Raw genomic sequence first — 14559 nt, 5'->3', positions numbered from 1 at the left:
AGCACCACCTTTTTCTTATCATGATCAAAGTGGTGATGAAACATGCTAATGAAATAAGAAAGCATCTCGTTTTAACACTTCATCTAGTGTTCGTATAGGCATTTGATTCGACGATACTTCATAATTACCCTCTTTCGTCATATGTAAAAACCCTTGTCTTACAAGCGCATTTACATATGCAGTGACCACCTCTTTTATTTCTTCTCTTGAAACATCGCCATATCGGAGTTTCACTTCTTTCATTTGCACACATCGATTGATTTCCATCATTAGCTGCTGAATTGTCACTCTTCCGCTTCCTTTTTTCCTCATCATCCAATCATAGAGACACCCCTGCCAAACATACACGGGACTTGTAAAAATATACGCTTCTTGCACTGGAATAAATAATTCAGTTGGCAAAAAAGGGAATGCTGTTTGATGATGCTCATAAAAAATATTTCTCAAACGTTTGCTTTCATTTGATAAAATGCGAGGAGGACGCAACCTAAATTGCTGTATACATTTAATCCATTGTTGGTTTACTTGACGCTTGCTTGAAGGCGGAGATAGAAATGCCGGAATTTCGCGGTATGCTGAAGGTGGTCTGACAGTCATTGCCGCACATATTTTCGTTGATTGAAACACAAGGAATTGATCAAGATGGATGAACTTATTCTGGATCGGGCAGAAAAAAATCAACCGCCTTTCCTCTGATTCCCTTAAAATTCCCCAATGAATGGAGGAGAAAGAAAAAAGCTGGGCAGATTTTCGGTTTAAACGATTTGCCCCTATCATCCATATGGGAAAGAGCCCTGCCTCGCGGAGACCTGCTGTTCTTCTGCGAAGCTCTTGCCGGGAAATATTTGCACATTGAAATTCGATTGCATAGGTTTCATTTCCTATAGAGACGGTCACATCAGGACGCTGATGAATCTTTGACATATACTTTTCAAGCGCTGGTTTATGTCCAAGCTCCTTCAGCCAATTCATAATAGCTTCCTTTCCTGCCTGATGATAAGCCGTTTCGCCTGAGGCTAACGGACATGCTGTCAGCTGTTTATGCGCAAAATGATAGACACGATGCTCCCCTAGCTTTAATTGCACCTCCTCCCTGCACTCAGGACAATAAAATTTGCACGTCTTTCTTACATGCTCCAGACGGCTTTTCGATAAATGATGTGTCATTCGGATAAGCTTACCGTTATCCATCATTGCTGTATTCATTCAGTTCGCCCCTCGCTCTTTGATGACCGTATTATAGCTTGTTCGTCTATAAGGAAGCGAAAAGGCAAAATGAATTTTTACCGTGTCAAAAGATGATTTTAATGATCATCTCTTCAGGAAAATTAAAAATCCCCCTTATAGAAAAGGGGGAAAATACAATCTTTATAAAAGTGGTGATAATAATCTTGCTGTTGATTCAAACAGTCTGACCCCCAAAGGTCTCTTTGCAAACTCTTCAGGAACAATTTCATGTGACTGCTCTAAATCACCTAAGAAATCGTTGACGAGCTTCTCGGTGCTTTTTGTTTTATAGAGGAAGGCATTCACTTCAAAGTTCAAATGAAAGCTTCTCATATCCATGTTTGCCGTTCCTATCGAAGCCAGCTCGCTGTCCACAATAATAAATTTACTATGCATAAAGCCTTGATCATACTCGTACACCTTTGCCCCTGCGTCAAGAAGCTCCGGGAAGTAAGAACGAGACGCATGGAAAACAATCCGTTTATCTGGATTCTTTGGAGCAATAATCCGTACATCTACTCCGCTCAATGCGGCAATTTTCAATGCGGACAAAATATCATCATCCGGCACAAAATACGGTGAAGCGATCCAGATGGATTTTTTGGCGGAGATGATCATGGAGAAAAAGAGATTTTTAATGACCTCCCACTGCTTGTCAGGCCCGCCAGCAATCATTTGTACGCCTTCTGTTGTACTCTCAAGGTGGCTGAAATCTTTGAAATAGTCCACACCAGAGCATCTTTCATTCGTCATATAATACCAATCCTGCATGAAAATCTGCTGGAGGTCACGAACAGCTTCGCCCTTAATCATCAAATGAGTATCACGCCAGAATCCATATTGTCTGCTTCTGCCCATGTATTCGTCTCCAATGTTAAGCCCGCCGACAAATCCCACTTCCCCATCAATTACGACAATTTTTCTATGATTTCGGAAGTTGATTTTATTATTTAAAAGGGGGAGCCTTACTGGTAAAAACGGAACGATCTGAACGCCAGCCTTTTCTAGGTCAGCAATATATTGACGAGAAAGTTTTAAGCTTCCTACATCGTCATATAAAAAGCGGACAATCACGCCATTTTTCGCTTTTTCAATGAGAATGTCCTTTAATTCTTGGCCAAGGTCATCGTGGCGGAGAATGTAATATTCTAAATGAATGTGATGTGTTGCTTTTTTAATCTCTTCAAAAATATGAGAGAATGTTTCTTCACCATTGGTTAAGACTTTAGAGGACGTGCGATATGTAATAGGAGTATGTCCAAGTCTGTGGGCCAGCTTAAATAAGAGCTGCTGATGATCACCCATATGCGTCATTTTTTCAATTGCTTCTCTATGGATATTTTCATCTTCCTGGATTAACTTCTCGTCCAATACCGCCTTCTTTTCAAACAGCCGGCGCTTTTTAATATTGCGTCCAAAGAAAATGTAGAACAAAAAGCCGAATAACGGAAAGCTGCCAAGCAGGACAAGCCATGTAATCGTTTGAGACGGATTCCGGTTCTCCAAGAAAATAACAAATCCGATGAAAATAATCGATAAAGTAAATAGAACACTGACAGAACTTAATACACTTACCGCTAAATCACCGACAATCAATTGGATGATTAAATAAGCACCTATCGTAATGATTAGAAAAAATAGAACTTTGACTACATTTCTCATTTCATTTTTCTCCTTGCCGATCTCTTTATTTACCTATTCATTCAGATAAAAAAGCCGATTCCTCTATAGAAATCGACTTTTTGTTAGTTACGAGAAGTGCTGTTGAATCGTTTCAAGGGCATTCCCTTCGATAATCAGCTGACCGTATTCTTTCAGTCTGTAGATGCTGACCACTGATTCATGAGCATATTCAAGCAAAATGCTGAGCTTATTTTCCACTTGCTCATCTGACAAATCCTCGTGGAAGTCAACATATAGATAATAACGGTTTTCAAACGAATATAAACTTGTGGTAAAATCCTGCATATTTAATTGAGAAAGTGCAATCAAATCTTCAAAGTCATCCATTTTCAACACGAATTGAAGTTGAAGTTTTTTGTCCTTATCATTATGGTCTTCTTGATCTTGCTCTTCTTTATGAAAATCATCAAGCAGTGCATCTAAGCTTTCTTCATCTGTTTGATCTTTTTTATCTTCTGGAATCGGCAATTCGAGCTTTTGTCCATCTTTAGAAAGTTGGGCTTTTGTCACGACAATTTCAAGACCTTTATCAAGTGCCTGTACTTGAATCCAAAGCGGCCCCTCTACTGCAAATTCTTCTTCTTCGTGCACTTCGTCCATTACTTCCCAAAACAGCTCTTCACTGCGCTCACGATTATACCAAATCTCTTCACGGTCAAATCCGCGATCTTCAATATCACCGTAGGAAATATAAAATTTTACTGTATGTTCATTTATTCTTTCGATTTCCATTTTGCCAACCTTCCCTTCTATATAAGATGTTGAAGGGACATACAAGCTCCCAATTAATAGTACTTTACTACACTTTACCCGTTCCGTCTACATGTTAACCGTTTAAAGAATTGAGGTATTGCTTCGTACTGTCTATTTTATGATAAAACATGAATAAAAGAAATAAAAACGCATTTTTTGCAGAGAAAACTTGCAGAAACATATATTTGAATTGTCTTCATATATTGGTTGTACGAGCTCTATTAGGACAAGAGGTGAAATGGATGGAAACAGAGTGGATCGTATCCTTACTGATGATTATTGGCATAGACCTGATTTTAGGCGGAGATAATGCGCTCATCATTGCGATGGCCAGTCGCAGTTTATCACATGACAAACGCAATAAAGCCATTTGGATCGGCACTCTTTTGGCCGTTCTGATGAGAATTACAATGACGGGTGCCGCAGTTTATTTATTGACTATCCCTTATTTGCAGTTTATTGGCGGTCTTTTTCTCCTTTATATAGGATACAATCTTTTAATTGAACAAAAGAAGGAATCGATTCGGATTAAGAGCAGCGGCTCCCTTTGGCGTGCGGTTCAAACCATTGTGATTGCCGACCTCTTTATGTCACTTGATAATGTCATCGCAGTTGCAGGTGCAGCAAAAGGCAACATGATTCTGACCGCTTTCGGCCTCATGATTTCTGTACCGATTATTATTTGGGGAAGCAAGCTGATTCATGCGGCTTTAACTAAATTTCCGTTTCTTTTATACGGAGGAAGTGCGCTTTTGGCCTTTACTGGCGGCGAAATGATTGTGCGTGATGTGAAATTGACTGAATTTATGTCACAGCATGCCACGCTTGAATTGATGCTTCCGTTTTTAACCGTCATAGTGGTCATATTAGCCAGCCTCTTTTACGAACAAACGGCTGAAAACAAATAAAAAAAGCTGCCAAATGATCGGCAGCTTTTCGTGTTTTTATTAGTTAGCAAGTCGCTGAGCTTCTCTTAGTTGGAATGTACGAACCGTTCTTGGTAAGAAACGTCTAATTTCATCTTCATTGTACCCAACTTGTAATCTTTTTTCATCCAAGATAATTGGACGACGCAATAGACCTGGATGCTCATTGATTAGTTTATACAATTGTTGAAGCGGCATTGTCTCAACATTGACATTTAGTTTTTGGAATACTTTTGAACGTGTTGAGATAATTTCGTCTGTACCGTCTTCTGTCATTCGAAGAATTTCTTTGATTTCATCGATTGAAAGAGGCTCAGAAAAAATATTTCTCTCTTGATATGGAATATTGTGCTCTTCTAACCACGCTCTTGCTTTTCTACATGATGTACAGCTTGGTGATGTGTATAATGTTACCATAAATCTTCACTCCTCAATTTGTAGAATGAATATTGATCTGTATTCTTAAATTAAAATTGTTCTAAATAAGTAATCTTTATAGTGATTATACTATAAAAAAGTAAGTGTGAACAGATTTTCTTGCAATTTTTGTGACAAAAACTAGACAATTTCATTCATTTTGTGGTGCTGCTTGATGTCAGAACATTCTCATTTAGTCGAGATGATCGAAAATATTTTTTTGCTTTCTATTTTCAATGATCTTCAATACATCATCAACATCCTCATACGATTGTCCATACCATTCTTCATCTTTATACGTATGGATTCGTTCATAGGTCTTCCTCATGGCTTCCATGATCTCTTCCTCATGATTTGTAAGAGGCGACCAATAAAGAATTTCCATGCGGTTCACTTCATTTGTTGCAAGTGACCTGCGTTTATAACCGATTGATTCTGCATGCTTGAAGTGCTCTCTTTGGTAAAACTTTAGGCGTTTTGCAGTATCTGCATCATCTTCATCTACAGGCTCGACCTCAAGCAAGATCGGTTTCTTTTTTTCCTTCAGCTTATGAATAAGCTTTGACCCGAGGCCTTCACCTCTTGCATCTTTGGAAACAAATAAATAATCAATAAAGATGAAAGAATCAAATTCGGCGTACATCATCACATGATGAGGTCCTTCCTCCTTATGATAAATATCACTTCTTTCCTTTAATAAAGCTTCCATATGCTCTTTTGACTTCATTTCTTCTATCGGGAAATATTCACTGAGCTTTTCATACCAATTCATGGATCTGCTCCTTATGCTATAGTTAAGAACCACTTCCTTAGATATTCCCGATTTCCTGCTATTTAAACGCCTGTACTAGTAAGACGCAGCAAAGTCTAAAGTAGTTTCACTTTTTTTCAATTAACGCAAAAAAAGTTTTATAACGAACGATTCATGACGAGTTGAATGCAGACAAACAGGATAAGTGTCATCGCAATTTGAAGCATGATGAAATAAAGATATTTTACACGCCGCGCTTCTTGCTTCTGACCGCTTGTCTTTCGGTTAAGCATATATTCCACTGAAAAAGACACAATCCCAATGAGCACCATAAACGCGAGCATCCACTTTCCTCCGTTTGGTTTCCTGAAAAAAGACGTTGAAAAAAGCATGAATACAATGAGAACATGAAGTAATGAATAACGATAAGTTTTCCAAATGGACATATGATTTCCTCCGGTATCTGCTTGTACTTAACTAAAAATTACCATCATCTTGTTTTTTTGTAAAATAAAAAAAGAAGCACTGACTTAGCAGTGCTTCTTCCTTCTTATGATTGTTTCGCCTGTAGCTCTTTGAATTCTTCCTCTGTGCAGCTCACAAAGTGACCTGGCTTCACTTCACGGAACTCGGTGTTTGTTCCTTTGTGAACAGATGGATCATACTTGATTCGTTTGCGGTTACGCTCATAATCAGGATCTGGAAGCGGAATCGCAGACAGCAATGATTTTGTATATGGATGAAGCGGGTTTTCGTATAATTCATTCGCTGGTGCCAGCTCAACCAATTTTCCGAAATACATCACGCCGATACGATCGCTGATGTATTTTACCATGGACAAGTCATGGGCAATGAATAAGTACGTTAAACCTTTTTCCTCTTGAAGCTCTTTCAATAAATTGACGACCTGCGCTTGGATCGACACGTCTAATGCAGAGATTGGTTCATCGGCGATGATGAAATCCGGCTCTACTGCTAATGCACGTGCAATTCCGATACGCTGCCTTTGACCGCCTGAGAATTCATGCGGGTATCTGTTCGCATGCTCTTTGTTCAAGCCAACAGTTTCAAGTAATTGGTACACACGCTCTTTACGCGCCTGTTTTGTTTTTGCAAGGCCATGAATGTCGATGCCCTCTGCAATGATATCAAGCACTGTCATTCTAGGGTTGAGTGAAGCATATGGATCTTGGAAGATCATCTGCATTTGACGGTTGAACTCAAGCATTTTTTGTCTTGATTTCTTCCCGTGTACATTTTCTCCCTTATAAAGAACTTCACCATCTGTCGCATCATAAAGTCTAATGATCGAACGGCCCGTAGTGGATTTACCACAACCAGACTCACCTACAAGACCAAGCGTTTCACCTTTGTAAATATCAAATGAAACCCCATCAACTGCTTTCACAGTTCCTCTTGCTGTATGGAAATGCTGTTTCAAATTTTTGATTTCTAACAGTTTTTCTGCCATGCTATTCACCCTCTTTTACTAATACAGGTTTTTCGTAGCTACCTTCTAGTTCACGCATTCTCGCCTTTACAGAAGCAGGCGGTTCAACTTTAGGTGCATTCGGATGAAGTAGCCATGATTTCACATAATGCGTATCTGATACTTTGAACATTGGCGGTTCTTGTTCAAAGTCAATTTTCATTGCATAATCGCTGCGGAGTGCAAATGCATCTCCTTTCGGCGGGTTTGTCAGATCTGGCGGTGTTCCTGGAATGGCAGTCAGCTTTCCTTCATCTCCGCCATCTGTGTCAAGACTCGGCATGGATGCTAAAAGTCCCCATGTATACGGATGCTTAGGATTGTAGAAAATTTCATCGACAGTCCCTGTCTCCACAATCTGTCCTGCATACATAACAGCTACACGATCAGCGACGTTGGCAACAACACCTAGATCATGCGTAATAAAGATAATCGAAGTGTCAACCTTTTGCTGAATTTCTTTCATTAATTCTAAAATTTGTGCTTGAATTGTTACATCAAGTGCAGTCGTCGGCTCATCGGCAATCAGCAGCTTTGGATCTGCTGCAAGCGCCATGGCGATGACAACCCTTTGTCTCATCCCGCCACTAAATTCGTGCGGATATTGTTTAATTCTTTTTTCAGGCATTGGAATTCCAACGAGCTCCAATAGTTCAATGGCTCTTTTTTCAGCCGCTTCTTTTGAAATTTGTTCATGCTTGAACAGCACTTCTGTAATTTGTTTCCCGACTTTCATCGTTGGATTCAAAGATGTCATCGGATCTTGGAAGATCATTGAGATATCTTTTCCTCGAATGGTTTGCATTTGTTTCTCAGTTTTCTTGACAATATCTTGGCCATCAAACAGGATCTGTCCACGCTTGAAATAACCCGGCGGCATCGGAATTAATCTCATGATCGCTTGTGATGTCACACTTTTACCAGAGCCAGATTCACCTACAATAGCAAGTGTCTCGCCTTTATTTAAGTGGAAGTTCACACCACGAATGGCTTGAACCTCTCCACCATATGTTTTAAATGAGATTGCAAGGTCTTTCACCTCTAGAATACGTTCACGTTCCATCCTAATCACTCCTTATTTACGCAACTTCGGATCTAAAGCGTCTCTTAGTCCGTCTCCAACCACGTTAAAACCAAACATTGTAATACAGATAAATGCGGCTGGGAACCATAATCTCCAAGGGTAGTACGTCATGGCTGGAATTCCGTCAGACGCCATTGTTCCCCAGCTCGCTAACGGAGCCGGTACACCAAGCCCTAGGTAGCTTAGGAATGCCTCTGTGAAGATAGCAGAAGGAATCGTTAATGTCATCGTCACAAGAATTGGTCCCATTGAGTTTGGAATTAAGTGTTTAAATAAAAGTCTAGATGTTTTCGCACCTAATGTTTGTGCTGCAAGAACGTATTCTTGACTCTTTAATTGTAAAACCTGTCCCCGAACAATACGTGCCATGTTAATCCAGCCTACGACTGTCATGGCGAGGATAATCGTTAATAATCCTTTTGGCAGAACAACCATCATTAAGATAACCATTAATAGTGTTGGAATTGCCCATAAAACGTCTGCGATACGCATCATTACTTCATCTGTACGGCCGCCTTTGAACGCAGCAATACTTCCCCAAATAATACCGATGATCACGTCAAGGACCGCTGCAGCAAGACCGATGAAGATCGAAATTCTTGCCCCGACCCATGTACGGACAAACATGTCACGTCCTAAATCATCTGTACCAAACCAGTGCTCTTTTGAAGGCGGCTGGTCAGCATTCAGCAAATCGGTCGTGGAGTAATCATATTTAGAAAACATCGGAACAAAGATGGCCAGCATCACAATAATAAAAATGATTGTAAGTCCAACCATTGCAAGTTTATTGGCACGGAAGCGAAGCATGGCATCCTTCCATAAAGATAGACTAGGTTTAGAAATTTTTTCAGATTCTGCTGCGTCAGCTGTCGCAGGCACAAATAAATCTTTTCTCATCTCTTCCATGTGTTAGACCCCTTTCTTCGCCTTCGTCAGTTTAATTCTAGGATCGATAATACCGTAGAGGACGTCAACGACTAGAATACTGATTAATAGAATAATACTGTAGAAGACTGTAACACCCATGATGACGGTGTAATCACGGTTTGTAATGCTTGTGACAAAGTGAGAGCCTAATCCAGGGATACCAAAAATCTTCTCAACGACAAAACTACCTGTTAAAACTGAAGCAGCCATTGGTCCCATGTATGTGATAACAGGTAACAATGCGTTTCGGATGGCGTGTTTGATCGTCACAGCAGATTTTGTTAATCCTTTCGCTCTAGCCGTTCTAATGTAGTCACTATTTAGTACTTCAAGCATACTTGACCGTGCAAGTCTAGCGATAAATGCCATTGGCATGAAGGAAAGTGCAATAGAAGGTAGTACGGTGCTTGCCCAAGACTCCCATCCTGCAACTGGGAAGATCGCTATAATACTTGCCTCAGATGCAAATACATATTGTAGTAGCGCCGCTAAAATGAAACTTGGAACTGAAATTCCAAAGATCGTTAAAATGGCAATCGTATAGTCTTGCCACTTGTTATGATAGAGCGCTGCAAGGACCCCAAACAATACACCAAATGCTAATGCGAGGAGAATTGCCTCAATTCCGAGGGTAAAGGAAACGGGGAATCCAGAACTGATTAAGTCATTTACAGTTTGTCCTTTATATTTAAATGAGGGACCAAAATCTAATGTTGCAACTGAACCTAGGTAGCTTACATATTGAACAAATAAGGGTTTGTCCAATCCGTAGTGCTCGTTTAGGTTTGCTTCAATTTCAGCAGGAAGTTTCTTCTCACCAGAGAATGGACCACCAGGTGCTGCCTGCATGAGAAAGAAAGTTGCAGTTACAATAACAAACAGTGTGATTAAAATATATATTAATCGCTTACCGATATATTTAAGCAACGGAATTGCACCTCCATGATTTTACAACAATTTCTCTAATCAGCAAGAAAGGTATATGGAGAGACATCCTCCATATACCTTAAGATCCTTGCCGTAGATCTCTTACACTATGACTCTTACTTTTCGAAATGTGCCCATTTGTATTGAACATCACCTAGTCCAGATACAACTACACCTTTAAGTTTTGGATCTTGTACCCAAAGCTGAGTGTAGAAGTAAATTGGTGCTACAGGCATATCGTTGATGATGATTTCTTCTGCTTTTTTCAGCATTTCTTCACGCTTCGTTTTATCTGTTTCTTTTGCAGAATCATTCAACAATTGTTTGTACTCTTTGCTTTCCCATCCAGTGTCGTTGTTTCCACCGTCTTTATCTTTGTAAAGCTCAAGGAAGTTCACTGGATCGTTGAAGTCACCTAACCAGCCCATACGTCCGATTTGGTAGTCTCCGCTGTGGATTTTGTCGATGTATACGTTCCACTCAGAGTTATCAAGTTCAACTTTCACACCTAAATCTTTTTTCCACATTTCTTGAATTGCTTGTGCAATCTTTTGGTGGCCTTCATCTGTGTTGTAAGAAAGTTTCAATGTTGGAAGATCAGAAACAGACTTATAACCTAATTCTTTCGCACCTTTTTCAAGAAGCTTTTTAGCTGTATCTACATCATGATCTTTGAAGTAGCCAGTTTTGTTATCTGTGAAACCTTCCATTGTTGGTGGAACGATTGCCATTGCTGGAACTTGTTCACCTTGCGTAATTTTGTCAACGATCGCTTGACGGTTGATTGAGTATGCAAGGGCCTTACGGATGTTTGCATTGTTCAAAGGTTTTACTTCTGTGTTGAATTTGTAGTTATAGATACCAGCGATCGTCTGGATTTTCAGACCGCCCTCTTTTTTCAATGTTTTTAAAGACTCAGTTGGAAGGCTTCCAGTCGGAGAACCAGCCCAGTCAAGCTCGCCTTTTTTGAACATGCTAAGTTCAGTGTTTGTATCTTTGATCATAGACATGTTGATTTTTTTCAATTTCACAGTATCTTTATCCCAGTATTCATTGTTCTTTTCAAGCGTGATAGAACCGCCATGTTTCCATTTAGAAAGAACGAATGGTCCGTTAGATACGTAGTTTTCACCAGCATTTGTGTACCAGTTTTTATTCTTTTCAGCCACTTTTTTGTTGACTGGCATATAAGTATAGAATGCAGTTAGTTCAGTAAAGAACGGTGTTGGGTTCTCTAGCTCAACTACAAGCGTTTTGTCGTCTTTAGCTTTAATGCCAACATCAGCAACTTTCGCTTTCCCTTTGTTTGCTGCTTCAGCACCTTTAATATAGTAAAGCTGGTAAGCATATTGAGATTCATTTTTAGGATCTAATGCCCATTTCCAAGCATATTCAAAATCTTCTGCTTTTACAGGGTCACCATTAGACCATTTTGCATCACGAAGTGTGAATGTATAAGTTTTACCATCAGCACTTGTTTTGATATCAGAAGCCATTGCATTTTCTGGCTTTCCTTCAGCGTTAATTCTTGTTAATCCCTCAAAAGTCTGACGGATGACACTACCTGAAGTTGAATCATTTGCCAATCCCGGATGTAGAGAAAAAGGCTCAGTGGAGATATTCACATTTAATGTTGTTTTAGCCTCTCCAGAACTGCTCGTGCTGTCGCCTGATTTGTTTCCGCTGAAACCACAAGCGCTTAATACAAGTGTGAAAATAAGCATTAAAGTAACAACAGACCAACGCTTTTTCAACTGTATTCCCCCTTATAATATGTTTTTAGTTCAAAGGTCTCGATAGAAGATGAGATTCAGATTTAAGAAATAGCGTAAAAAAGTCCCTAAATAGCTTACTTTCTATTTCTTTTGTTTTTTCTGAATTTTCACTATGTAAAGAGCCTAGCACAAACGTGTGAACAAATTCATTATAATGAATAGAATAATTTATTGCAATATCAATTTCATATATTTTTTAAAAACGTAAATGGGGATAAAGAGGGATTTTTATAAACTAAAGTCTCAATCACTTCAACAAATTAAAGCGTAAATTGATTAAAATAATTTAACAAATTCAGCAGGAATAATGTTTTATACATATAATTAATCATCCTTTTTTAAAAAATTCTGACAGACATTTAGTATTTTATCTAAAATTTTAAGTGTCAATAGGCATGATGAGAAGGTCACATAATGGCTTCGTGACTTTTTCATGGTCATCCTTTATAATAGATAGACATATTGTTGCGATGAAAAAGAAGAGTACATATATTCACCATTTACAGAGAGTCTGCGGCCGGTGTAAGCAGATAATGGCATGTATGGAATGGGCTTTGGAGCAGCTAACCGAACACTTCTAAAAAAGTGAGTAGGCTTAGACGGAGCAGTCTCCGTTATCAACGTCTTGAGTGATTTCTATGTGAAATAACAAGGGTGGTACCACGGTTCATTCGTCCCTTTTCTGTTGAAAAGTGATGGGTGGGCCTTTTTATATTGAAGAAAAGAGGTTTTAGTATGACAAAGAAGACAATTTTTTCAGGCATTCAGCCGAGCGGTTCTGTCACATTAGGGAACTATATTGGAGCAATGAAGCAATTTGTCGATTTGCAGCATGACTATAATGGCTATTTTTGTGTCGTCGATCAACATGCGATTACAGTGAGTCAGGACCGATTAGCTCTCCGCCAAAATATTAGAAGCTTAGCAGCTCTTTATTTAGCTGTTGGTCTTGATCCAGAGAAAGCGACATTGTTTATCCAATCAGAGGTACCTGCTCACGCCCAGGCAGGATGGATGCTTCAATGTGTTGCTTATATTGGGGAATTAGAAAGAATGACCCAATTTAAGGACAAATCAGCTGGTAAAGAAGCAGTTGTTTCAGGCCTATTAACGTATCCCCCATTAATGGCTGGCGATATCTTATTATATGGTACTGATTTAGTCCCTGTTGGAGAAGACCAAAAGCAGCATCTTGAATTGACTAGAACGCTCGCTGAACGCTTTAACCGAAAGTACAATGACATTTTCACTGTGCCTGAAGTGAAAATTCCAAAAGAAGGCGCGCGGATTATGTCTTTAACAGATCCAACGAAAAAAATGAGCAAATCTGATCCGAACCAAAAATCTTTCATTACCTTATTAGATGAACCAAAGCAGCTTGAAAAGAAAATTAAAAGTGCTGTGACGGATTCAGAAGGCATCGTCAAGTATGACAAAGAGAACAAGCCAGGAATTGCCAACTTGCTGACGATTTATTCTGTATTAGGCAACATATCCATTGCAGAGCTGGAGCAAAAATACGAAGGAAAAGGATATGGTGAGTTTAAAGGAGATCTTGCGAACGTTGTCGTTGATGCTTTAAAACCAATTCAAGATCGATACTATGAACTCATTGAATCAGACGAGCTTGACCGTATTCTAGACGAAGGTGCTGAAAAAGCAAACCGCGCAGCAAACAAAATGCTGAAAAAAATGGAGAATGCGATGGGTCTTGGCAGAAAACGCAAATAAAAAAAGCTTGCAGCACGACTCGCTGCAAGCTTTTTCTAATTTACTTTTGATTCGTTTTCCATTTCCCAAAGCTTTTCGAAAAAAGGCTGTCCTTTAATCATTTTTTCACAGAAGGCTAAATGATTCTCTGACCACCCATCAATCGTTTCATTGTAAAGCATGTTCCAAATCTCTTCGAAAGACATTCGTTTGATTTGGTTGTACATGCGCGGGTTCCATTCCGTATACCAATACGCAATCTCCGCCCTGTTTTTGAGCCCTTTTAATTGATCGAGCGCCATAAACATCAGCTGTTTCAGCTGTCTTTCTTTTCTCGTTAATCCGCTGATATGCTGCGGCGGCAGTGATAGAATGTGATACTCTTTCGTCGATTCAAGGCTGTCTTTAGAAAATTCATATTCCTCTGCCTTTACATCTTTCACCATTTCATAGACCAATTGCTCCTGCCTTGGGATCAAGCGGCTTTTTCTCACAGGTATGGAATACCCAATCGTATCTACAGCAATAATTCGAATGCCGTCTGTGACCACAAAGCAATACTCTAATTTACGGCGTTCATGATTTTTTCGAATGTAGGATTTCTCAAATACAGACTCTAGCAGTGTCTTCGGCAGCTCTGAAAGATCATTCTCTATGTAATCAAACAAAGGGCTCTGCACCTTAAGTAAAGGCACTTGATCTAACAGTTCAACGCTGTCCTCCTTACGCCACTCATGAAAATGACACACATTGTAGCCATTTTCTTCCCCTTCAAACCAATTCACCCATACGTCATGAAGAAATAACATAACCAATCCCTCACTTTATAAAAACTGTTGTCCACAGTATGGGCAAGGGATAGAGAAATTATTCCAACTTTATCAAAC

Annotated in this window: 14 protein-coding genes and 1 other annotated feature; of the genes, 2 read left to right on the top strand and 12 right to left on the bottom strand. The window is 39.4% G+C overall.

The genetic code is table 11. From position 1 onward, the window contains the following. Positions 1 to 45 precede the first annotated feature (45 nt). From NSS76_RS05770 to mecA, 3 genes are all read right to left on the bottom strand, one after another. Positions 46 to 1206, bottom strand: a complete 1161-nt coding sequence (locus tag NSS76_RS05770; RefSeq protein WP_341081243.1) for a competence protein CoiA — start codon at positions 1204 to 1206, stop codon at positions 46 to 48. 162 nt (positions 1207 to 1368) lie between these two features. Continuing rightward, entirely contained in the window at positions 1369 to 2889 is a 1521-nt protein-coding gene (gene cls, locus NSS76_RS05765) for a cardiolipin synthase (RefSeq protein WP_044334757.1), read from the bottom strand. Between the two features lie 87 nt (positions 2890 to 2976). Further along, positions 2977 to 3642, bottom strand: coding sequence for an adaptor protein MecA (mecA, locus tag NSS76_RS05760; protein WP_341081237.1), 666 nt, complete (start codon positions 3640 to 3642; stop codon positions 2977 to 2979). A 263-nt stretch (positions 3643 to 3905) separates the two neighbouring features. On the opposite strand from mecA, the gene NSS76_RS05755 reads away from it, so the two are divergent. Continuing rightward, a complete protein-coding gene (locus tag NSS76_RS05755) occupies positions 3906 to 4571 on the top strand; it encodes a TerC family protein (protein ID WP_103132097.1) in 666 nt (221 codons plus the stop codon). A 39-nt stretch (positions 4572 to 4610) separates the two neighbouring features. On the opposite strand, the gene spxA is transcribed toward NSS76_RS05755, so the two are convergent. From spxA to NSS76_RS05715, 8 genes are all read right to left on the bottom strand, one after another. Continuing rightward, a complete protein-coding gene (gene spxA / locus NSS76_RS05750; RefSeq protein WP_003211421.1) occupies positions 4611 to 5006 on the bottom strand; it encodes a transcriptional regulator SpxA in 396 nt (131 codons plus the stop codon). 193 nt (positions 5007 to 5199) lie between these two features. Next, positions 5200 to 5778: a GNAT family N-acetyltransferase gene (locus tag NSS76_RS05745; RefSeq protein ID WP_024425040.1), complete on the bottom strand. Its 579-nt coding sequence runs from the start codon at positions 5776 to 5778 to the stop codon at positions 5200 to 5202. 137 nt (positions 5779 to 5915) lie between these two features. After that, positions 5916 to 6203, bottom strand: a complete 288-nt coding sequence (locus NSS76_RS05740) for a hypothetical protein (RefSeq protein WP_341081232.1) — start codon at positions 6201 to 6203, stop codon at positions 5916 to 5918. 104 nt (positions 6204 to 6307) lie between these two features. Next, entirely contained in the window at positions 6308 to 7228 is a 921-nt protein-coding gene (locus NSS76_RS05735; protein ID WP_024425041.1) for an ABC transporter ATP-binding protein, read from the bottom strand. A gap of 1 nt (position 7229) precedes the next feature. Continuing rightward, on the bottom strand, positions 7230 to 8309 hold the full coding sequence (locus tag NSS76_RS05730) for an ABC transporter ATP-binding protein (protein WP_024425042.1): 1080 nt from the start codon (positions 8307 to 8309) through the stop codon (positions 7230 to 7232). Positions 8310 to 8321: 12 nt separating this feature from the next. Continuing rightward, complete coding sequence (locus NSS76_RS05725; protein WP_024425043.1) at positions 8322 to 9239, bottom strand: ABC transporter permease; 918 nt, start codon at positions 9237 to 9239, stop codon at positions 8322 to 8324. 3 nt (positions 9240 to 9242) lie between these two features. Beyond that, on the bottom strand, positions 9243 to 10187 hold the full coding sequence (locus NSS76_RS05720; RefSeq protein WP_024426481.1) for an ABC transporter permease: 945 nt from the start codon (positions 10185 to 10187) through the stop codon (positions 9243 to 9245). Between the two features lie 116 nt (positions 10188 to 10303). Further along, complete coding sequence (locus NSS76_RS05715) at positions 10304 to 11941, bottom strand: peptide ABC transporter substrate-binding protein (RefSeq protein WP_024425045.1); 1638 nt, start codon at positions 11939 to 11941, stop codon at positions 10304 to 10306. Positions 11942 to 12423: 482 nt separating this feature from the next. Beyond that, positions 12424 to 12644 (top strand) — a binding site (T-box leader). Positions 12645 to 12697: 53 nt separating this feature from the next. Between NSS76_RS05715 and trpS the strand changes: the two genes are divergently transcribed. Then, positions 12698 to 13693: a tryptophan--tRNA ligase gene (gene trpS, locus NSS76_RS05710; protein ID WP_024425046.1), complete on the top strand. Its 996-nt coding sequence runs from the start codon at positions 12698 to 12700 to the stop codon at positions 13691 to 13693. A gap of 35 nt (positions 13694 to 13728) precedes the next feature. Here trpS and NSS76_RS05705 read toward each other — a convergent pair whose 3' ends face one another. Continuing rightward, positions 13729 to 14481: a YjbA family protein gene (locus NSS76_RS05705; RefSeq protein WP_024426484.1), complete on the bottom strand. Its 753-nt coding sequence runs from the start codon at positions 14479 to 14481 to the stop codon at positions 13729 to 13731. Positions 14482 to 14559 lie beyond the last annotated feature (78 nt).

The sequence above is a fragment of the Bacillus sp. FSL R5-0654 genome (assembly GCF_038008745.1).
Lineage (GTDB): Bacteria > Bacillota > Bacilli > Bacillales > Bacillaceae > Bacillus > Bacillus safensis.
This window is presented reverse-complemented; position numbering and strand designations above follow the sequence as displayed.